The organism is Micromonospora fulviviridis, from assembly GCF_014648395.1.
GTDB lineage: Bacteria > Actinomycetota > Actinomycetes > Mycobacteriales > Micromonosporaceae > Micromonospora > Micromonospora fulviviridis.
Genome location: NZ_BMRA01000010.1, coordinates 54,130 through 75,303, shown reverse-complemented (window position 1 = coordinate 75,303; position 21,174 = coordinate 54,130). Strand labels below are relative to the sequence as shown.

13 protein-coding genes and 1 pseudogene are annotated in these 21,174 nt (G+C 69.1%); 3 read left to right on the top strand and 11 right to left on the bottom strand.

Annotated features, from left to right (window positions below):
* Positions 1 to 97: 97 nt before the first annotated feature.
* From IEY96_RS24320 to IEY96_RS24300, 4 genes and pseudogenes are all read right to left on the bottom strand, one after another.
* A complete protein-coding gene (locus IEY96_RS24320) occupies positions 98 to 721 on the bottom strand; it encodes a DUF4240 domain-containing protein (protein WP_229791893.1) in 624 nt (207 codons plus the stop codon).
* 896 nt (positions 722 to 1,617) lie between these two features.
* Positions 1,618 to 2,192, bottom strand: a pseudogene (locus tag IEY96_RS24310) (IS5 family transposase); the annotation flags it as partial.
* Between the two features lie 144 nt (positions 2,193 to 2,336).
* A complete protein-coding gene (locus tag IEY96_RS24305) occupies positions 2,337 to 4,901 on the bottom strand; it encodes a glycoside hydrolase family 97 N-terminal domain-containing protein (RefSeq protein ID WP_189197142.1) in 2,565 nt (854 codons plus the stop codon).
* A gap of 112 nt (positions 4,902 to 5,013) precedes the next feature.
* Entirely contained in the window at positions 5,014 to 8,097 is a 3,084-nt protein-coding gene (locus IEY96_RS24300; protein WP_189197141.1) for a DUF5107 domain-containing protein, read from the bottom strand.
* 178 nt (positions 8,098 to 8,275) lie between these two features.
* Here IEY96_RS24300 and IEY96_RS24295 point away from each other — a divergent pair, with 178 nt between their 5' ends.
* Entirely contained in the window at positions 8,276 to 9,136 is an 861-nt protein-coding gene (locus tag IEY96_RS24295; protein ID WP_189197140.1) for an AraC family transcriptional regulator, read from the top strand.
* Between the two features lie 24 nt (positions 9,137 to 9,160).
* On the opposite strand, the gene IEY96_RS24290 is transcribed toward IEY96_RS24295, so the two are convergent.
* From IEY96_RS24290 to IEY96_RS24265, 6 genes are read right to left on the bottom strand one after another with little or no spacing between them, the layout of a single operon-like run.
* The gene (locus IEY96_RS24290; RefSeq protein ID WP_189197139.1) at positions 9,161 to 10,081 is read right to left on the bottom strand and encodes an aldose epimerase family protein; all 921 of its coding nucleotides are present in this window, start codon (positions 10,079 to 10,081) and stop codon (positions 9,161 to 9,163) included.
* Positions 10,078 to 12,198, bottom strand: a complete 2,121-nt coding sequence (locus tag IEY96_RS24285) for an alpha-galactosidase (RefSeq protein ID WP_189197138.1) — start codon at positions 12,196 to 12,198, stop codon at positions 10,078 to 10,080. Before IEY96_RS24285 ends, IEY96_RS24290 begins: the two co-directional genes overlap by 4 nt.
* 2 nt (positions 12,199 to 12,200) lie before the next feature.
* Positions 12,201 to 13,088 carry a carbohydrate ABC transporter permease gene (locus IEY96_RS24280; RefSeq protein WP_189197137.1) on the bottom strand — a complete coding sequence of 296 codons (888 nt, stop codon included), beginning with the start codon at positions 13,086 to 13,088 and terminating at the stop codon, positions 12,201 to 12,203.
* Entirely contained in the window at positions 13,081 to 14,031 is a 951-nt protein-coding gene (locus tag IEY96_RS24275; protein ID WP_189197136.1) for a carbohydrate ABC transporter permease, read from the bottom strand. Before IEY96_RS24275 ends, IEY96_RS24280 begins: the two co-directional genes overlap by 8 nt.
* A complete protein-coding gene (locus IEY96_RS24270) occupies positions 14,031 to 15,296 on the bottom strand; it encodes an ABC transporter substrate-binding protein (protein WP_189197135.1) in 1,266 nt (421 codons plus the stop codon). Before IEY96_RS24270 ends, IEY96_RS24275 begins: the two co-directional genes overlap by 1 nt.
* Positions 15,297 to 15,320: 24 nt before the next feature.
* Entirely contained in the window at positions 15,321 to 17,822 is a 2,502-nt protein-coding gene (locus IEY96_RS24265) for an NPCBM/NEW2 domain-containing protein (protein ID WP_189197134.1), read from the bottom strand.
* Between the two features lie 181 nt (positions 17,823 to 18,003).
* On the opposite strand from IEY96_RS24265, the gene IEY96_RS24260 reads away from it, so the two are divergent.
* Together IEY96_RS24260 and IEY96_RS24255 are read left to right on the top strand one after the other, a co-directional pair.
* On the top strand, positions 18,004 to 18,843 hold the full coding sequence (locus tag IEY96_RS24260) for an SDR family NAD(P)-dependent oxidoreductase (protein ID WP_189197133.1): 840 nt from the start codon (positions 18,004 to 18,006) through the stop codon (positions 18,841 to 18,843).
* Between the two features lie 966 nt (positions 18,844 to 19,809).
* On the top strand, positions 19,810 to 20,127 hold the full coding sequence (locus IEY96_RS24255; protein WP_189197132.1) for a cold-shock protein: 318 nt from the start codon (positions 19,810 to 19,812) through the stop codon (positions 20,125 to 20,127).
* Positions 20,128 to 20,796: 669 nt separating this feature from the next.
* Here IEY96_RS24255 and IEY96_RS24250 read toward each other — a convergent pair.
* A complete protein-coding gene (locus tag IEY96_RS24250; RefSeq protein WP_189197131.1) occupies positions 20,797 to 21,162 on the bottom strand; it encodes a DMP19 family protein in 366 nt (121 codons plus the stop codon).
* Positions 21,163 to 21,174: the final 12 nt, after the last annotated feature.

Genomic DNA, 21,174 nt, shown 5'->3' with positions numbered 1-21,174 from the left:
CATCGGCATGACAGTGCACCCGATCAAGCTGTCTTTGATAAATGCTCACCCGGTCGACGGCACTGCGTGCTCGATCGCCTTGTCAGAGGGGGACTCGTCACCACCCGCCTGGATTGCGGCCCGACTCGCGGGAGATGCCCGAGCCGGTGTCCGGGTAGCGGCCGAACCGTTCGTTGTGCAGGTGGGCGAAGAAGTAACACATCGCCTCGCACTCCGCGTCCATCACTGCCATCCGGGGGGCAGCGTGAACCGCGTTGTAGAACTCCCGGCCTGCCGCGACGATGAACCCGCGGCAGTACAGGAAGCCGTCGTCCGAGCCGTCGGTGTGCTCATGGATTTCTTGCCGATCGAGGTCGTACAGCTTTCGCTCGACCACGCGGTCCAAATCCGTCAACTCCGCGCTCGACAGGTCGGCACACAGCCGACGTAGCTGCGCCAAAAACCGATCCATCCAGGCTTCGAGGGCGTAGAGGCTGCCGTTGTCATCATCTGCTGCGGGATCACGCCCGACCAGCGCCTGCCGGACGCAAGCCGGCTCGGGCCCGAACGTCGCCCATGCCGACTCGACCAACCCCCAGAATCGGGCCTCCTCGTCTTCGGTCGGTACCCGGCCCATGCCACTCGTCATCACGACAGGAAAATAGCGGGACCCACCGACATCGGGGTCCGCGATCGAACCGCCGCCCATCGCCGTCGGTGGCGACGTCGATCGGCGGCCCATCCTGGTCACTCGATCGCCTCAGCCCCCACCGGCCGACAGATCTCGCCCCGCGCAGTGGGCCAACAATCTGATTCCTTCGGGCACGCCGAAGAGCTCACCAAGCAGGAAGCCCTGGTCAGAGGATTGCCGGTGGGATTCGCGTCTCAGGTAACGGGATCTCGGCCGACGCCAGCACGGCAGGGCCCAGAGTCATACGTCGATGCGCGACCGCACTCTTGACGGGCGTCAGCAGGCCCCAGGACGACGGCCGGCACCAGCCAGTCAGGGAGCAGCGGAGCCTGACCACTTCGGTCTTCTCTGGGAGGTCACGCCGCACCGCTCGACCGCATCACCGCAGGTCAAAGCCCTCGCCACTGTCCGGTGTCGGTGAGCACTTCGGGCGCGGTGACCACTTCACCAACCTGCACCCAATCTGCTCCCACATGCAAGGCCGGCCCATCCAGCGGCTCCTTACCGCCATGACCTGCGCATACTTCCCCACCAGGCGATATAGAAGAATGCCGACTGCTGCCCAAACTGGCTGAGCACTCCGTGTGAAGCAGGACGCTGCACCGACTCTGACCTGCGAAAACGCAAAGCCGCAGGCAGGGGTGGGTGCAGTTGGGTGCGATCAGCTGCCGTTCGGTGCGGTTCAGGGCCGTTCAGTGCACCCTGCTGCTCCCAACCTGCTCCCCCGATCAGGGGCTCGCGACCGGGCTGCTGCGTCCAGGCTTTGCAGGGGTCATGGGTCGGCTGGGCCACGCCAACGCCCGCTCATCCAGATCGGCGGGCGACCACCTTCGCTGCCCGCTCAGCGCGGGGACAACATCCCGGTCCATGTCACGCACGGGTGTCACCACCAGCAGCCCTCAGCAGCCGCTGGCAACCGCCGCTTGACACCAAACAGCGTGGGATGTCTTGTCGGCGATGACGTGGTCGGGCCGGACCCGAGGCCGACTGGGCCCCGGCCGCTCGACCCGGATGGCGACCATGACCTGGGCGAAGCGGGTGCAGTCGTTGACGTTGCCGCCGGAGAGCACGAACGCCAGCGTCCGGCCCAGTCCGTCGCAGGCGAGGTGAATCTTGGTGGTCAGTCCACCTCGAGATCGACCGAGGGCGTGATCTTGTGGTTCGTCCGATTCCCGGCGCCCCCTTTAGCGCCGGCCGCGTGCTGGTGGGCTCGCACGATCGTGGAGTCGACGGACACCAGCCAGTCAATGTCCCCTGCCGCGTCTGCGTCGGCCTGGACCCCGGCGAGCATCCGCTCGAACGTGCCATCGAGGGCCCACCTGCGGAAACGGGTGTAGATCGACTGCCAGGACCCGTACCGGGCCGGCACGTCCCGCCACGCCGCGCCGGCCCGGATCTTCCACACGATCCCGTTGAGCACCCGCCGGTCATCGACCCGCGGCCGACCACCAGTCACCGCCGACGGCAGATACGGCGACAGCGCCTCCCACTCGACGTCAGACAACTCGTAGCGACGACCCACGCCCTACATCATCCGACACCAAGATCCTTTGAAGACACCGCCTAGCGGTCACCACGACCACCACCGCGGCGCTGGCCCCGCGATCCAGGGTGGCGACCTCGTGTTGGCTGCACGAGGTCGCCGCCCGATGGTCGACGGGAGTGGTTACCGCACCACGCTCACGCGGTCGATGGCGACGGCCGCGGACGATGCCGACTTGACCCGAATCGTGTTCGCACCGGCCGTCAGGGACAGTCCGAGCGTCCTCGTGGCCACGGCGGTGGAGGATCCGGTCGCGGGGAGGTTCACCGTGATGGCGGTGCCCCCGTTGACCTGGAGCTGGACGGTCTGCGCAACGGCGCTCGCGTAGTCCAGGCGGACGGTGTGGTTACCGGCCGCCGCGACGGTCAGACCGGTGATGTCCAGCGTTCCGCTGCCGCTGAGGCCCGCCACCGCGGAGCTCCCCGAGCAGCCGGAGCAGCTCGTCGCGGTGGCGCCACCGGCGAGGGTGTTGCCGGCGGCTTCCGCCTCGGTGGCGCGCTCGATCGTCAGGGCGTCGATGTCCGAGGCGAAGGCGCTGGGGTTGTCGAACCTGATGGTGTTGTTACCCGCCACCAGGGGCACGTCGACGCTCCACTTGTTGAGGAACTCCCAGCCGCCGGAATCCGGCAGGTTCTCGGTGCTCAGGACGGTCCCGTTCACCGTGATGCGGACGGATCGCGGGTCGGCCGACGTGTAGGTGAAGGTCATCCGGTGGGTGCCCGCCGTCGACGCGGTCACCTTGTTGAACTGGACCGAGCCACCCGAGCCGACGTTGCCGATCTTCGACCCGTTGGAGCAGCCCTTGCACGCCTGCGCGGAAGCGCCGCCGGCGAGGGTGTTGGAGACGGACTCCGCTTCGTACCGGGCGTCGCCGCTTCCGATCTGGGCGAGCGGCGTCTGGGAGACCTGCACGGCGACCCCACCGGTGGCGATCTCGGGCAGGGACAGCGTGGTGGTGCTGCTGACGGTCTGCGTGCTGACCTGCACCCGGCCCGACGCGTTGTCCGAGAAGATCGTCGCGGTGTAGGAGCCGGCGCCGAGGAAGGTCAGCGGGACGGACGCCGTGCGCGCCGGCGAGGTCATCCCGGCGATGAACCAGTCGCCGCCCAAGCGGCGGGCCACCGTGATGTGGTCCCCCGGGAAGCCCTCCACGACCTTCGTCTCATCCCACTTGGTGGGGATCGCCCGCATGAGGTGGCGTCCCGGCCACTGCTCGTACGCGGCGGCCGAGTCGGCATAGTTGATCATGCCGGTGTTGTAGACGATCGCCTGCGCGAGAGTGTGGGCCTGGGTGAGCACGGACGCGTTCTGCGAGATCATCGCCGGCGTGTAGTCCATCGGGCCGATGGGACCGCGCGTGAAGGGGTAGGTCACGTCGGCGGCGGCAGTGGTGGGCGGGGGGTACTTGTAGTGCTCGGTGCCGGCGACGGCCTCCGTGGTGAGCACCCACGGCCAGGTGCGGTTCTCACCGCCGGGCTTCGTGCTGCCGTGCAGGTCGAGCATCATCTGCCCGGCTCCGGCGGCGTCACCGATGGACTGGTACCACTGCTGGACGGCCTGCGAGTCGCTCAGGAAGAAATCGACCTTGAGCCCGTCCACTCCGTACGCCTTGTGATCGGTGACGAGCTTCGTCGCCGCGGCCGGGGTCTGTCCCGCGTCTGCGGTGACCCAGGCGAACACCTTCACACCCTTCTGGTGCGCATAGGCCGAGATGGCCGGAAGGTCGACCGCCGGCACGTAGCAGCAGTCGACGGTGATGTACTCGAAGCCCATCGAGGCCGCGAAGTCGACCATCTGCTTCTGCTTGTTCAGGTCGGATGCGCTGTCCTCGTCGGTGTACCACGACCAGGCCGCCCGGCCGGGCTGGACCCACGAGGGGGTCGAGGCGGCCGGCGGGTTGAGGTTCTGCATCAGGTCGCTGTTGTAGAGCTTGTCCAGGTTCGACGCGATGACCGCCGTACGCCAGGGTGTCTGGAATGGGTAGGTGCTCGCGATCGGAAAGCCCTGGTCGGGGGTCCGCACGATGTTCAGCAGGCCGGTGCCGGCGCCGTCGCCGTGGAGCATCGCGGGCGCGTAGCTGGCGTTCGAGTTGTAGACGTTCGCCTCGCTGATGAGGGTGAAGTAGGTGTTGCTGTTCACCGAGACCAGGGCCGGCATCGTCAGGTTGGTGCCGGAGTTGAGGCCGGCGGCGTTGCGGTAGATGTAGTCCTGCTCGTAGTTGGCGTTCCACGGCGCGGCCCAGCCTCCGTCACCCGGGTTGAGCCGGAAGCCGGTGGTCTCGCCGGTGATGCTGGCGGCCCCGGAGCCGGGGATCCGGTACCGGAAGGCGATGCCGTCGTTGTACGCGCGGGCGATGAGCTGCAGCGTCGCGCCGCCCTTGGTGTAGGTCAGCGTCATCTCGCGGCCGTCGTTGGTGTAGGTCGGCTTCGTCCCGGCCGGCAGCGAGTACGTTTCGGTGATCACGGCCCGGGTCTCGCCCGTGTAGGTCAGGCCGCTGGTGAAGTCGGTGGTGCTGGTGGTGATGCCGAGCGGTGACGAACCGAAGACCGCGGTACCGCCGGCGGTGACGCCGTAGGTGAGCGCGCCGCTCGTCTGGTCGGTGACGGTGAGGTTGATCTGACCGTCCGGCGAGGTGATGGTGTGCGTGACGAGAGCGGCCGCCGGGCTCGCCGTAAGAAGCGACAGCACGAGCGCGGCGACCGCCGTCGAGGCGATGGCGACACATGTGGGACGAGAACGTCCCCGCCGATTTCGCATGGTTCCCCCTGCTGGTGGTGGGGTGCCTTCGTCTCGCGAGGTCCTATTCTCGCGAGACGTTCTCGAGGCTAGGACCGCTCGAGTCGCCCAGGAATGCGCCTTCTGACGGGCGGACTGGACGTTCCGACTCGGTTGCCGCCGCTCCACGCTTCGCGGCGGCAAGCGCCTGAGGCCGGAACAGCAGCAGCTGCGGGAGCGACGTCGCGAAGTAGTCGGGGGCGGCGTCGGGGTCGACCTCCTGCGGGCGCGGTTGAGCGTCGGCGATCGCCCGGGCCGCCTCCGCCCCCTCCTGGTCACCGAGGAGGGCGTAGAGGGCCGAGAGGCGTTCGTGGATTGCCGTCGTCGGTGCGAGCGGATGGCGCGCCTCGCCGAGAGTCGCGGGAGGGGTGAGGGCAGATTCGGCATACCGGATCGCCGCGTGGACGTCCCCGTCCGCCTCCGCCTGCCAGCTGAGCGCGAGGGCGACGTGCTCCCACGCCGCCAGGGCCAGACCTTCGCCGCCCTCCCAGGGCGCGAAGGGCCGCGAGGTCAGGACGGCGCGGGCATCCGCTGCCCGGCCGACGGCGCTCAGCAGCTCGACGTACGAGATGGTGAGGTCGTCGCGCTCGAGAACCAGGGAGAGCTCGCATTCCAGGAGGTCCAGTCGCCGCTCGGCCGTGGCGCCGGCGAGCGCGAGGAGCTGGTCTCGTTCATAGAGGAGACGGGCCGAAGGGTGGAGGTGGAGAGCTTCGCGGTACCAGCCGAGGGCTTGCTCGGCCAGGCCGTGCAGGTTGACGACGGCGACAGCGGCGTTGCGCAACGTCACCGCGTCCGCCTCCCCGGCGTCGATCGCGCGCCGCCAGAGCCGCAGAGCTTCCTCCTCACGGCCGGCGTCGTAGAGGAGCATCCCGAGCAGCGCACCCGTGCGGTGGTCGTCGGGGAACAGGTCGAGCACGGCACGCAGTGCGTCGTGGTCGTCGAGTCCGACGGGGAAACACCGGCGCGGGTCGACGCGGCGGGACTCCGCGAGAGCGTCGTCCGCGCTCTCAATCTGGCCAGCCCGACGGAGCAGCACGGACCGGTGGAGGTGGGCGATCGGACGGACATTGCCCGACAGGCCGACCGGCCGCTCCGCCGCCTGCGCGAGCAGGGTGATCGCCCGATCGTCCTCGCCGGCCGCCGCGAGCTCGAGCGCCACGTCGATGACGGTACGACCGTCGGCGCTCACCGGCAGGCCGGCGAGCGCGCGAGCCACCTGGTCGAGCGGATCGAGCACGAGCCGGCTCCGGAGGTGCTCGTCCGCCGGGTCGGTGCGGCCGAGGCGTCGCTCGAGGACGATCCGGAGCGCGAGCGCGCGCGAATCGGCGGCATTGACGGCCAGCGCCTTCTCGACGGCCGCCAGCGCAGCACGGTCCGACCCGCCCCGCGCCAGGATCCGAGCGGACTCCAGCTGGGCCGGGGCGAGCCATCGCACGTCCCACGCGGCCTTGGCGAAGGCATCGAGCGCGGCTGCGTCGCGACCGGTGCGCATCAGGACCAGCCCCAGTAGGTACCGGGCCTCGCCGTCGCGCGGGTTGCCGTTGCGCCGGGTCTGGCTGTCGAGCGCGCGCCGCAGGTGCGTCTCGGCCTCCGCATAGCGGCCGCGGCGCAGGAGGTGCTCGGCGAGCGCCGTGTTGCTGCGGCTGTCTAGCTCGTCGCGGCGAAGCGCCTCCTCCCAGTAGGGCAGCGGCGATCTCGTCGGGTGCCGGTTCTGGGAGAGATGGATGCCCGTGAAGTACAGCTCGTCCTGGCTGGCGATCTCCTTCGGAGCGGGCGGCTCGCTCGCCGTCCACGGCTCCTCGGTGATGATCTCCGCGCGGGGGCGCCAGGCAATCAGGCGTCCACCATCATCGCCGGTGACCCGCAGCTCGTGATCAGCAGGTCGAGCCGACCCCGTCGCCGCCTCGAAACGGAACGGCACCCCCGGGGCGATCCGAACCCGCTCGTCGACGATCACGTCGTTACCGGCCGTCACCGTGACGCGCACGTCACGCTCGGAGACCAGGCAGACGCCTCCGGCCACCACGCCGTCCGCGACGTCGAGCCGCACGGCGGCCTCCGCCGTCGCCTGGTTCGCGGGCCCGATCTCGTGGATCGGGAACCACAGCTGGCTGAACTCCTTCGTCTCTCCCGGCTCGAGCCAGGCGAAGTCGGGCTGGTTGTCGGTGTAGACGCCGGCCATCAATTCTACGTACGGCCCGTCCTCGTCGGTCAGGAGCCGGTCCCACGCGTGCCCGAAGGCCGCGTCACCCCACGTCCACTGCTTCTTGCCCGGAGCGATGTGGCGATCGGCGACGTGCACGAACCCGGCCCGGGCCCGGTGGTCGTAGCCGCCGAAGAAGTCGTCCTCGGTGTCGGTGACCATGTACGACGTCGGCACGGGGATGTTCCGGTAGAAGTCGATCCGGTCGCCGCCGGTGGCGTGCCGGGCCGGGTAGTCGACGCCGTAGTAGGGCCGGTCAGCCTCGGGGAACGCGGTGATGGCGCGCCGGGCGTGGTCGGCCACATAGGCGACATCGGTCGGGAAGAACGACTGGTAGTCGTCGTGCACGCGCGCCGCGACGTTGGCCCACCAGAGGAAGGTCTGGACGTCGCTGGTGCGGTTGTGGAGCCGCGCGACGAGTTCCACGACGGCACGATCCGGGGGCAGGCGCACGCCGTGCATCCCTTTCATGCGGGTGAACGGGTCGTGATCGGAACACCAGACGGTGACGGATCCGTCCGGTTGCTCCTCGATCGCGGTGTCGACGGGGAGGAAGGTCGCGGGCCGGTGGTGTTGCGGCCAGTTGAACTCGACGCCGCCGGAGATCCAGGGTCCGGCGAGCCCGACAAGCGCCGGCTTGATGACGTTGTTGCGGTAGAAGAAGTCGTAGTCGGCCGTCTTGTCGTAACCGATGTGGATACGTCCGCCCAGCTCGGGAAGGACCATGAGCCGGATCCAGCGGTTCTCCAGATGGATGGCCTGCCAGGTCCGGTCGGTCGGCTCGGCGGAGACCCGATCGATGAACGGGATCGGGTAGACGCGTCCGCTCGACCCCTGGTAGACGCGACGGTCGAGGAACATCGGGAACTCGTCCGGCGTCCCGGGCTCATAGGTCGGAATGGTCACTGGGGCACTCCACGCGACAGCGCCACCGGCGTCGAGGCATTCACGCAGGTGTTCGGGTGCGGCAGGGCGGAGGTCATCGCTGAGCATTGCTCCATCCAATCGACGAACTCGCCGCGGTGGAATGCAGTAAGAGCACGCCCCCCTGGACAATCCGATGATCGTTACCCAGAATGTCCCCATGCCCATCGAAGATGGATTCCGAGGGCAGCGGCTCGTCGTCGTGCCGCGGCCCGTCGTCTCCGACGCGCTCAGGAAACCCGTCACCCGGCGCCTTCTCGTGACGGATGTCGGCTACTATCCGGACGCGCTCGACCATCAGATGAGCAGACCGCGAGGCACGAACGAGACGATCGTCATGGTCTGCGCCGCCGGCACCGGCTGGGCCCGGATCGGCGACACGACCCATCGGATCGGCAGCCAACAGGCGATCGTCATCCCTCGCGGCATCCCCCATTCGTACGGCTCCGACGCGAACCACCCCTGGACGATCTGGTGGGCGCACATCACGGGCACCGATGCGCAGGAGCTCGTCGAGGGCATGGAGGTCACGGCGGCGCGACCGCTGCTTCGGGTACGGACGATCGAGCGCGCTGTCGCGCTCCTCGACGAGATCGTCACCAACCTCGAACGGGACCAGACGCCCCCACGGCTGATGGCCGCCTCCGGCGCCGCGTGGAAGCTCCTGACCCAGCTGGCGGTCGACTGCTTGCTGCCGGCGCCCGAAGATCCGCTGCAGCGGGCGATGAACTACCTGAGCGACCGGCTCGACGGATCCGTGCGGGTGCCCGAGCTCGCCCGGCTGGTCGGCGTCTCCCCGACCCACCTGACTTCGTTGTTCCGGCGTGCGACGGGCGGCGGCGTCCTCGCCCACCACACGGCGCTGCGGATGGCGCGAGCGCGCCAGCTCCTCGACACGACGGATGCGACGATCGCGGAGGTGGCCCGCGATGTCGGATACCACGACCCGTTCTACTTCTCGCGGCACTTCCGGCGCCGCCACGGGATGAGCCCCTCGGCCTTCCGCGCCCGCAACTCGTGACCGGCGAGCCGTGGGATCCGCCGATCATCCGACAAGGCGGATTCCCCATGAGACGCTCCACCGCTCGCCGGCGTCGAGCCAGCGCAGCCCCTCGCCCGTGCGCAGCGCGTTCGGCGGGGCGGTCATCGGTTCGACGGCGAGCGCGACCCGCACCCCGCCGTGCCCGGTGGGGAACGCATCCGCCCGGTACAGCTGGGTCCAGCGGTAGGCCGGGTCGGCCCAGAGCTCGAGCTGCGCCCCATCATCGGCGCCGAGGCGATGCACGATTTCACCGTCGGCGTCCTCCCGCATCAGCGTGGCATGGCCGGGTGCCTCGGCGACGAGTCGCGGCCGCCGGAGGTCGCTGGAGGTGCCGTCGACCGGGAAGCGGTCGCGCGGGATGTGCCGCTCGTCCAGACGGTAGGCGTGCGTCGCGTCCACGCTGAGTCGCAGTGCCTCGACCGGCTGTTCGCCGAGACGCAGGTAGGGGTGGGCGCCCAGCGCGACCGGGGCGTGCTCGGCGCCGACGTTGACGACGTCGGTGGTGACGGTCGCTCCTCGGTGATCGACCCGATAGGCGACGACGACATCGAGTTCGAACGGATAGCCGGGCGGACGTCGGATCATCGTGCCGAGCACGATCGCGGCTCTCCCCTGACGCAGGATGTCGAAGCGTCTGCCGGCCAGCAGGCCGTGGTTGGCGTTGCCGAGCTCTGGCTCGCTGACGTCGAGCTCGTGGCGGCGTCCGTCGTGCCACCAGCGCGCGTCCTCGACGCGGTTCGGCCACGGCGCGAGGATCGCCCCGGCCATGCCGGGGACTCCAGGCATCGTGTCCGTCGGCTCGACCAGGTCGACGCCGCCGACGGTCAGCCGGCGGAGCGAGGCCGCCAGCGGCTCGACGACGAGCGTCGTCGCGCCGCCGGCGAACCTGACCGTCGGCCGCTGGGGCCACCGGACGGGACTCACACCGCCTCGATGCGGAACAGCACCGTGCGATCCGGGTCGAGAGAAGGCGCTTCGAGACCGTGGACATGCAGTGCCCGCCCCGTCGTACGCACGCCGGCGTCGAGCCACGGCGGCCTCTGCCCGGCGGGTACGGGGGCCCCCGGCGCGAACTCGGTGACGCGGTACCGCCTCTCGGGATCGAGCCCGGGGAACCGCAGGCGCGCGGGCGGCCAGGTGGCCGTGCGCGACAGCACGGTGAATCCGAAGATCGCCTCGGAACCGTCGACCGCGACGACCCCGTCGAGGCGCACGTCCGCACCCGTGTCCGCGCGAACCGTTCGACCGGTGTGGAGCAGGCTCCGATGCCGCTTGTGGGCTTCCACCCATCGTCTGACGTGGGCGAACGTGTCGTCGTCGAGCTCGGTCAGGTCCAGCTCGACGCCGAGGTTGCCCCAGAAGGCCGTCGCCGCGCGGAAGTCGAGGGGCGCGACGCGGTGAGTGGTGTGCGAGTCCTCGGCACCGATGTGGGTTCCCTGCAGCTCCGGCGGGACGAGCACACCCGTCCACCGCTGGACGTCGACGCGTTCGTGCGGGTCGTTGCAGTCGGAGGGCCAGACGCGGTCCGTCCGCTGGAGGACACCGAGGTCGATGCGACCGCCGCCGCTGGCACACGACTCGATCTCGAGCCCGGGATGCCGGCGGCGCAGCTCGTCCATCATTGCGTACACGGCGAGGGTCTGCTCGTGGACGCCCGCCCGGCCGCTGCCGCTGTGGCCGGCGTCGGTGAGGTACCGGTTGTGGTCCCACTTGATGTAGTCGATGCCGAGCCGGTCGACGAGGTCGGACACCTTCCCGAGGACGTGCGCGTTCGCGTCGGGGTTTCCGAGGTCGAGGACGTGCTGGTACCGCGACGGGAGGCCCGGTCCGTGGCCGCCGTCGAAGACCCAGTCGGGGTGAGCGCGCGCGAGGTCCGAGTCGAGGTTGACCATCTCCGGTTCGAACCAGAGGCCGAACTGCATCCCGAGGCCGTGGACGTGGTCGGCGAGGCCGTCCAGGCCGTCCGGCCAGACGACCGGGTCGACGTCCCAGTCGCCGAGCGAGCTGGTGTCGTCCCGACGCCCGGTGAACCAGCCGTCGTCGAGGACGAACCGCTCGATCCCGAGGTCTGCGCTGCGCTGGGCGAACCGCCGCAGCTTCGCCAGGTCGTGGTCGAAGTAGACGGCCTCCCAGGTGTTGGAGAGGACCGGCCTGGCCGAGCTCGGGTGCTGAGGACGGGCACGGAGCATCCGGTGCATCCGGTCGGTGACCTCGTTCAGGCCGTCGCCCCACACGCCGTGGACCGTCGGGGCGGCGTAGGACTCGCCGGGCTGGAGGGTGACCTCGCCGGAGAGCAGGATCTCGCGCGCGCGCAGGTGCCGGGTGCCGGCGGGGGTCCGTTCCGCGGCGACGAGCTGGTTGCCGCTCCAGGCGAGGTGCGCCGTCCACACCGCGCCACGCTCGAACCCGAACCCCGCCTCGCCCGCGGCGAAGAGGGTGGAGTGGTCGAGTCCGGGTTTGCCGCCCCGGCTCTCGCGCAGCCAGGTCCCGATCGGGAAGGGATGGCGCTGCGGCACGCGCTCCAGGGCCCACCGGCCGCTGAGGTCGAGCAGCTCGCCAGCCGTGTCCGGGAGCGGCAGCGCCGGCTCGACGCCGTCGAGCGCGTACGGCCCCGACCCCTCGTTGCGCAGCTCGGCGGAGAGCGACAGCACACCTTCCGGGCTCAGGTCGAGCCGGAGCGCGACCCGGAGCGCGGACTCGGGGTCGGTGGCCACGCTCTCGACCTGGTCGTCGGTGGTGGTGTGGGCGGCATCGCGGAACCACGGCGCGAACGCCCGCCCGGCGCGGTTCCCCGTGACACCCGGACGGCCGAGCCACCCTTCGGCGAGCTGCGGGATGACCGGCACGGGCTGCGGGTACGTCACCGCGCTGTCGCCGATGGTCGGAAGCGTGGCGGATCGCAGGTCGGCGAGCTGGTCGTGGTCGAGGGCGCCGAGGTCGGCTCCCCAGTGCAGGATGCGCGGGAGACGCCCGCCGGTGAGGTCGACGACGACGCTGACGCCGCCGCGCCTGAGGTGGACGATGTCCGGTGCGGGGGGCATCTCTATCCCTTCAATCCGCTGCTGGCGATGCCGGCGAAGAACTGTCGCTGCAGGACGATGAAGACGATGACGAGGGGGAGGGTGCAGATGAGCGCCCCGGCCATCAGGGCGGGGTAGTCGGTGCCGAACTGTCCCTGCATGCTCGCCAGGCCGACCGTGAGCGGGCGGTTGTCGCCGGCCGGCGTGACGATCAGCGGCCAGAGCAGGTCGTTCCAGGAGTACAGGGAGGTGAGCACGGCGAGAGCGGCGAGCATGGGTCGCGCCATCGGCAGCATCACGCGCCAGAAGATCCGCAGAGTCCCGGCGCCGTCGAGCTGCGCGGCCTCCTCGTACTCCTTCGGCATCGTGATGAACGCCTGCCGCATGAGGAAGGTGCCGAAGGCGCTGAAGACGCCGGGGATGGCGAGCGCGGGGACCGTGTTGAGGAGTCCCAGCTCCTTCATGATGTCGAACTGGCCGAGCACGAACAGCTGGCTCGGCACCATCAGCATGAGCACGAAGAGCGCGAAGATCACGTTGCGGCCGGGGAACCGGAGCCGGGCGAAGGCGTAGCCGGCGAGCGCGGCCACGAGAACCTGCCCGGCGACGCGGAGCGCGAGCGAGGTCGCCGACACCGTGAACTGGGCCCAGAACGGGACCGACGCGAAGAACGTGTCGAAGCCGACGAGGCTCGGGGTCGCGGGGACGATCGTCGGCGGGAGGGAGGCCACCTCGTTGGAGGTCTTGAACGCGGTGAGGATCTGCCAGACGAACGGCACGACCATGAGCGTCGCGGCGACGATCAGGATGAGGTGGATCCGCCACTGGCCTCGGCTGCTCACGGAGCGGCGCCGCGGGCTCCGTCGGCCGCCGTTCCGCACGCGCGGGGTGGCGAGTTCGATCTCAGTCATAGTTCACCCACCTCCTCTGCAGGCGGAACTGGATCGCCGTCGCGATCATGATGATGACGAGCAACACGATCGCGATGGCCGCGCCGTACCCCTGCTTGAACTGGACGAACGCCGCCTCGTAGAAGAGATAGACGATGGTCTTGGACCCGTCGATGGCGGTGTTGTTCACGCTGCCGAGCATCACGAAGACCAGGTCGAACATCTGCAGCGCGCTGATGATCGTGAGCACGGTGACGAAGAAGACGCTGGGGCTCAGCAGCGGCAGCGTTATCGAGAAGAACTGGCGGATGCGCCCGGCCCCGTCGACGGCCGACGCTTCGTAGAGCTCGACCGGGATGCTCTGCAGCCCGGCGCCGAGGATGATCAGGTTGACCCCGAGGCCCATCCAGATGCCGACGACGGCGAAGGCGTAGATCGTGAACCGGTCGTCCGCGACCCAGTACTCGCCGGGGACGCCCACGAGGGAGAGCAGGTAGTTCAGGATGCCGAAGTCGCCGTTGAGGATGAACCGCCAGACCATCCCTACAGCCACCGGGAGGGTCACGACGGGGAGGAAGAACAGCACCCGGTAGAGGGTGCGTCCCTTCGCGGCCTGTTCGATCAGGGCCGCCAGGACGATCGCGATCGGGATGCCGAGGAGGACGAGGAGGGTGTACCGGGCGGAGTTGCCGAGAGCACGCCAGAAGTCCTCGTCGCTCAGCAGCTTCGTGTAGTTGTCGACGCCGGTAAACGTTCCGGGGCCGAAGACGGGCACCTTCATGAAGCTCTTGACGAAGGTCGAGAGGAACGGCCAGAGATACAGCGCGGCGAGCCCGATGAAAGCCGGCACGATCATCGGGATGGCCCACCAGTCGATGCGGTTCCGGCGGCGGCGGAGGCGCGGGGGCGAGGTGGGGCCGGGACGGCGCTGCTGCCGCCCCGGCCGGTCGAGTGTGGCCCTCATTACTTCTCGGCCAGGACCTTGTCGATCGCGCCCGCGTACTGCTTGGTCGCGTCGGCGACGCTGGTGGTGCCCTCCCACGCGCCGGTGAGGTACTTGGTCTGGTCGCCCTGCCACTCGGCGGCGTTGCCCTGGACCGGCAGCGGGACCGAATACTCCTTGGCGTCGATGAACACCTGGAGGTTCTTGAACTCCGGCATCGCCGCCATCCAGGCCTTCTCACCGCCTTCGTACGCGGGGAGCACGGCACCCGACTTGGCCTGGATCTCCGCCGCCTCCTTGCCGCTGGCGAACAGCAGGAACTTCTTCACCGCGTCCGGGTGCTTGGTTCCGGCGAAGCCGACGTTCACGATGCCGCTGGTGACGGTGGCGCGCTTCTCGCCGACCGGGAGCGGGGCGACATCGACGTTCGCGGCGATCTGCTTGTTCTGGTAGAGCTTCAGCGCCCAGTAGGCGCCCGACATGTACATGGCGACCTTGCCCTGCTCGAACATCGTCTCGGCCTCGGTGTCCGACAGCTGCTTCAGCGTCGGCGACGACTTGTCCGCCTGGAGGTTCGTCCAGAACTCGATCCCCTTCTGCGCCTTGGGGCTGTCGATCTCGGCCGTCTTGCCGTCGTCCGAGATGACCTGGCCACCGGCCTGGAAGATCGTGTTGTAGTAGCCGCCCTGGTAGTCGATCGGAGCGGCGACGCCCCACACACCGGCGGCCGGATCGGTGAGCTTCTTGGCGGTCGCACGGAAGTCGTCCCACGTCCAGTTCGCCGACGGGTGGGCGACGCCCGCCTTGTCGAAGATCGCCTTGTTGAACCACACCGCGTTGGTGTCGACGTCCTTCGGCAGGCCGTAGATCTTGCCGTCGCCCTGGTCGTACAGGTCGAGCACGGCCTTCGGGTACTTGCTCAGGTCGACCTTCTCCTTCTTGATCTCGTCGGAGACGTCCAGGAGCTGACCGCCCGAGGCGTAGGGCCGGATGTTCTGCGCGAGCATCCAGAAGGCGTCGGGAGCGGTGCCGCCGGCCGCGCCGGTCTGGAGGGTGGACCAGTACTCCGGCCAGGGGCGCTCTTCGACCTTGACCGTGATGTTCGGGTTCTCCTTGGTGAACGCGGCGGCGATCTCCTTCATCGCCGGAGTCTGGGTTCCCGCCCAGACTCCGTAGGTGAGGGTCACCTTCTCGTTCGAGTCACCACCGGTGTTCCCGTTGGAACAGGCGGTGAGAAGGGCCGCCGCGGCGATGATCGCCGGTGCGATGAGCAATCTCCTGTGCATGGGTTCTCCTTGATATGCCGGCCGTCAGTGACCGGACTGCTGTGGGCACGACAGGGTGCGGGCGGTGAGGGTGGGGTTCGCCCAGTCGATGTGGGCGGCCGACTCGGAGCTCGGCTCGGTGCGCAGCGTCAGCGTGCGGCAGCCGGTGATGTCGATTCGGAAGGGGACGGCCGGGGCTCCGGCGGTCAGGTCGACGCGGAACAGCACCGTCCCGTCGGCCTCGACGATCGCCGCGGCCGCCGTCGCCGGTGTCTCGTCGTCGATGCCGACCACGCCGTCGAACCGTTCCCCACGTCCGCCGAGGTGAAAGTGCGCCTCCGCCGGCGACGACATGCCCAGGCCGGTGTCGTACTCCTGTCCGGCTATCGACATGCGGCGCCCGTCCCCGGGGTTGCCCCCGCCGTTGCTCATGTCCCGCTCGACGGGTCCGCTCTCGTTGCGGAACGCGAGCATCGGAAGGGAGGACAGCGGCGCGATGCCGGAGAGCGGGCGGACGGCCCGGACGGGGCGGACCGTCGGGACTCCGCGGGTAACGGGGCCCTCCACCGTGACGACGCCCAATGCGCCCGGCGGAAGATCAGCGGGCGCCTGGATGTCCCACCGACCAGAGCGCCGGGGAGTCGCACGCCAGCCGGGCCCCACCCGCACCGACACCGCGTCCGGGGCGACGATCTCGGCTCGCCCGTCTTCGTCGAGCTCGACGAGCTCGGCGGACACGACGGGAGGAGCCGCCGGCTCGACGGGTGCCGCGCGGAACGCGTCTCCGCCGGCCGGTGTCAGGATGGCGACGAAGCCGCCGTCCCGGCTGACCGGGACGGTGAAGATCTGCTCGACCGTCGCGCTCCTCTCGGTCAGGCCGCGGCCGTCCTCCGTGCGGGCGTCGCCGACGATCCACGCGTCGAAGGGTCCACCGCCGAGCCGGTCGAGCGGGACCTCCACGGTGCGGGCGGGGCCGGTCGCGATTCCTCCGACGAACCAGCGATCGCCGGAGCGGCGCGCCACGACCGCCTCGGTGTCGGGTGTCCCTGCGAGCAGGCGGGTCTCTTCCCAGCTCGGAGCGAGTTCCGCCAGGAAGCGGGCGACGAGCGGACGCTCGACGTACGCGTCCACGCTGTCGGCGAAATGGGTGATGCCGCACTCGAACGCGACGCTGAGCGCGAGCTCGTGCCCGTCGCTGGTCGACCGTCCCGGCGCCGTGAAGGCCACCGGCGTGTAGTCCATCCCGCCGACGACGTTGCGGGTGAACGGCTGGATGACGTTGTGCCCGGCCGTCAACGGGGTGTCGTTGTAGAAGACGTAGTACTCGGATCCGCGGACCGCTTCGTAGCCGATCACCTGGGGCCAGGTCCGCGCCCAGCCGCGCGGGATGACGGACCCGTGGAAGTTCACCATCAACCCGAGACGCGCAGTCTCCTGAAGGATGGAGTCGTACCAGCGGTAGCGGTCCTTGGACTCCGACTCCATGAAGTCGACCTTGATGCCGGCGACGCCCCACGACCGCCACAGGGCGAGGCGTGCGAGCTTCGCCGGCCCGTCGAGGTCGTGCCACACGGTCCACAGGTGGACCTGGATGCCGAATCGGCTGGCGTACGACACGATCTCGGGGACCCAGGTCTCCTCCCAGCCGCAGTCGATGAGGAGGTGCTCCCAGCCGAGCCGGGCCGCGACGTCGACGAAGTGCTTCTGCGCCTCCACCTGGGCCCCGGAGTAGAAGTCCGACCACCACGACCAGGCGGCGCGACCCGGCCGCACCCAGCCGGCGTCCTGGACGGATCGGTGCTGGGCGGGCGCGAGCTCGTCGACGAAGACGCTCTCCACGACGTCGGCGATCCCGCCCACGACGAAGACCCGCCAGGGCGTGATGGCGCCGCGCGCGATCTCGGTGACGGCGTCCGCCCGCTGGAAGGCGAGCACGCCTTCCGCCGCGTCGACGACGGCGTGTGCGCCGCTGTAGCGCCCGTCGATGCCGGACTCCGTGATGAGGACGTGTTCGCCGTCCCGTCCGCGCAGGAGCGCGGGAAACCCGTAGGCGCCGCTGGCCAGGTGGGGGATGTCCCGCCCGAATCGAGGGGTCTCGTACCAGGTCTGATAGGCGAGCAGCCACGCGCGTTCGAACCCGTCGAGCTCGAGGGCGGTCGCTTCGCCGTCGAGGGTGCTCAGCCCCCGCAGGTCGGGGATCCCGTAGCGGAGGGCGACTCCATCGGCGGCGACCCGGACGTCGATGCACCACTCGCGGTCGCTCGCATCCGCGAGCGTCACCGTCAGCTCCTCGTGCGTCCACGTGCGCGGTGTCGTCGACTTCCCCGACCAGGGCGTCATCGTCTCTTTGATGCTGCGCGTCGATGCGCGCACGAAGCGGCTCTCGGCGGCGAGGTCGCGGCCACCGACGGTCACCCCCAGGCGGATCCGCAGGACGGTGCGGGAGCCGCGGAGGGTGGTGAGTCTCAACCCCGCGTCATTGGCCGCGACCAGGACGCGGAGCCCGCTCGCGACCAGCTCGGCAAGCGGCAGGGTGTCAGTGACCACATCGTCTCCATCCATGCTCGGGTGCCTGGCGCCGGGTGGCCTGGCCCAGAGACTTCGCTGGTCGAGACTAGGGTGTGTCGGACCTGCACGGTATGACGCTTCGCTCTGCCGACCTGGATGTTTCGACAGTCCTTGTGCGTCCTACATCCACTAAAATCGCTATTCTGCCTATCCCTGATGGATGAATCGTCACTCCGCCCGATCGGCGGCGCGGCACTCCAGCCGACGTCCAGGGCACGTCCAGGGGCATCCAGCGGAGGCGGAAATTAAGGCAACCGCCCGTCGCGGCTGGAACGTCGCTGCGACCCTGCGCGATCCGCCGAAGGCCGACCCGTCCTTCGCCGAACTCCCCGGTGTGCTCGTGCTTCCCCTCGACGTCACGAAGCCGGAGACGATCCGCGCCGCCATCAGCGCGGCCACCGAACGGTTCGGCCAGCTCGACGCCGTGGTCAACAACGCCGGGTACGCGCAGCTGGGGACGGTGGAGGAGGTCTCCCTCGACCAGTGGCGCGACCAGTACGAGACCAACGTTTTCGGCGTGGTGGCCGTCATCCAGGCGATCCTGCCCCAGATGCGTCAACGGCGGGCCGGCCACATCCTCATCACCTCGTCGATGGGCGGCCAGGTCAGCCTGCCGACCATGTCCAGCTACACCAGCTCGAAGTTCGCCGTCGAGGGCATCGGTGAGGGCCTGGCGAAGGAGGTCGCCCCGCTCGGCATCGACGTGACCATCGTCGAACCGGCCGGGTTCACCACCCCGTTCTTCCAGAACCTGCGCCAAGCCGCGACGCCCCTGGACGACTACGACCCGGCCCGGGACGCTATGGCGGCGTTCGGCAAGACCTCGGTGCGCGCCGACGTCGAGAAGTCGATGTCCGCGATCGCCGACATCACCGGCATCGAGAACCCGCCATTGCGCTTGGCCCTCGGCAGCTTCGGCCTCACCATGGTCCGCGGCAAGCTCGCCGAGCTGGCGGAGAACTACGCGGCCTACGAGGAAATCACCCGCGCCGTCGACTGAGCCGCCGGCACGGGAAGGCGACTATCCGATTAGTGGATCAGTAGCGCGGCGGCGGGGACACCAGCCCGGCCCTCGGTCCCGCGACCTGGCCAAGCTGATTCCTTCGGGCGCGCCGAAGAGGTCACCGGAGTGGAATCCCTGGCCAGGAGGTTGCCGGTGGGATTCGTGTCTCAGCCCCCGGGATGTATACCGGCGCCGCCACGGCGGATGCCAGAGCCGTAGGTCGATGCAGCACGACCTCGCGAGCGGCGTCAACGAGCCCCCGGCCGACAGCGGGCACTAGCGAGACCGGGAGCAGCGAACCTTGACCACTTCGGTGTTCTCTGGGAGGTCACGCCGCACCGCTCGACCGCATCACCGCAGGTCAAAGCCTCGCCCCTGTCCGGTGTCGGTGAGCACTTCGGGCGCGGTGACCGCTTCACCGGCCTGCACCCAATCTGCTCCCAAGCGCAAGGCCAGGCCGTCCAGCCGCTCCTTACTGCTGCGACCTGCGCATACTCCCCTGCCAGGCAACATAGGACGCCGTCGACTGCTGCGCGAAACCGCTGAGCACTCCGTGTGAAGCAGGACGCCGCACCCACTCTGACCTGCAAAAACGCGAAGCCGCAGGCAGAGGTGGGTGCAGTTGCGTGCCGTCCGGTGCCGTTCGGTGCGGTTGAGGGCCGTTCAGTACACCCTGTTGCTCCCAACCTGCTCCCCGAGCCAGGGCTTACCCGGCTGCTGCGGCCAAGCTGAGACGGACCGTCCTGCAGGTCGTTCGTTAGAGATCGTGGCCCCTTGCCCGAGCGGCACTGGCTAACGCCGACGCCCGCCCAGCAACCCGTTAGGCTCAGTCGCTCCCGCCCCGCTCCCAGGGCCCGATCGTCGACCGGACGTGCTCATGAATGCCGCGCCTTATCAGCGGCAGTTGATGATGCCGGCGGGGCATTGCTCTTCGCGAATGTCGGCTCGAGACAGAATCAAGGGATGGCAAGCTCGGGAGTCGTACGGACCTATCACAGCGACGAGGGATGGGGCATCATCGACGGTCCGGGTGTGCCCGGCGGGTGTTGGGTCCACTTCTCGGTGATCGCCGTGAACGGGCTTAGGCAGCTCGCCGCCGGGCAGAGGGTCTCGTTCCTGGCCGAGGCTGAGACCCAGGATGGGTTCGCGCACCGGGCGGTGAAGGTGTGGACGGGCAACACTGAGCCAGACGGCAAACGACGAGAAGGCACCCAATCCTCCGCCTTCCACAGCACCCTGACGCTGACCTTCGACGAGCCGCCGGAGCCCAGCGGGCGCTGACAGCGAGAGCCCCTTTCTGGCTCCGCCCTTGGCTACGTGCAGACCAGTCCGGTGACCTGCCGAGCGCTTCGCGGCATGTGCGTGCGCCCGCAGGGCTGGGCCGTTCCGTCTGAGGCTAGGGCCAGCATCCACTCCACGCCGTCGCGGGCGGCGGCAATGCCTGGCTCGCGGGACTGCGGTTGCCGGGCGCGGGCGTGGCCTTTGGCGAGCCAGGTTTGGTAGAGGGCGGTTTCGCGGGTGCGACTGTGGTCGTAGCCGGCCGGTGCGCGGCGCAGTAAGGGTTCGGCGGCGTCCTGGGTGCCGAGTCGGGTGTGGGTCGAGGGTGCGGCGGGTGATGTCGACGTCGTGACAGCGGTCGGGCGGCCCAGGGGAGGCATTCCAGCAGCAGCGCGCGTACGACGGGGGTGGCATCGATTGCGACGGTGACGGCGGACGCAACCCTTGTCGCCTCGCTTGCCGGCAACCCTGATGGCAACATGGACGGAACTCCGCACACCGCAGCAGGCGAAGGCATCGCCTCAACACGGAGCGCGTTCACCGAGAAGGGGACAGACCCACCGCATCGACGGCCCGGACGGTGGATCACTCATCGCGGCCCCCTTGCACCTCCAAGCAACTGTCGGATTGCAGAAGCGGTCCACACAACCAGCCAAACACGGGGTCGAGGCATCAAAGCCCAAAGTCGGATGGTTCTTCGGCCGCCTTTCGTCGATAGGCATCCAGAACCAAGGCGCTCTGGTTGATTAACGCATCAAAGGACTCTTCCTTGCGCTCGTCGTAGCTGGATTCGCCATAGCTCCTAACTAATTCAGCTAGCAGGTCCGCAACCTCGACGAGGTTCAGGTACCGGAAACCGTCAATCGCGCGTTCGAACTCATCGGGTTCGATGACTTCCATCGCAAAGCCGAAGCCACCGCCCATAATTGCATTGAAGACCCGATGGACATGGGCAAGCTTGGCAACCCCGAGTGGCGCGTCGGCCGGCACCACGCCTTCAACTCCATAGTCAACTGCCAGGTTGTATACGCTGTCCATAGATCTCATGAT

Coding starts and splice junctions, on each gene's coding strand:
- IEY96_RS24320 (WP_229791893.1), bottom strand. CDS start 721: ATGGGCCGCCGATCGACGTCGCCACCGACGGCGATGGGCGGCGGTTCG.
- IEY96_RS24295 (WP_189197140.1), top strand. CDS start 8,276: ATGCCCATCGAAGATGGATTCCGAGGGCAGCGGCTCGTCGTCGTGCCG.
- IEY96_RS24285 (WP_189197138.1), bottom strand. CDS start 12,198: ATGCCCCCCGCACCGGACATCGTCCACCTCAGGCGCGGCGGCGTCAGC.
- IEY96_RS24280 (WP_189197137.1), bottom strand. CDS start 13,088: ATGACTGAGATCGAACTCGCCACCCCGCGCGTGCGGAACGGCGGCCGA.
- IEY96_RS24275 (WP_189197136.1), bottom strand. CDS start 14,031: ATGAGGGCCACACTCGACCGGCCGGGGCGGCAGCAGCGCCGTCCCGGC.
- IEY96_RS24270 (WP_189197135.1), bottom strand. CDS start 15,296: ATGCACAGGAGATTGCTCATCGCACCGGCGATCATCGCCGCGGCGGCC.
- IEY96_RS24260 (WP_189197133.1), top strand. CDS start 18,004: ATGAATCGTCACTCCGCCCGATCGGCGGCGCGGCACTCCAGCCGACGT.
- IEY96_RS24255 (WP_189197132.1), top strand. CDS start 19,810: ATGGCAAGCTCGGGAGTCGTACGGACCTATCACAGCGACGAGGGATGG.
- IEY96_RS24250 (WP_189197131.1), bottom strand. CDS start 21,162: ATGGACAGCGTATACAACCTGGCAGTTGACTATGGAGTTGAAGGCGTG.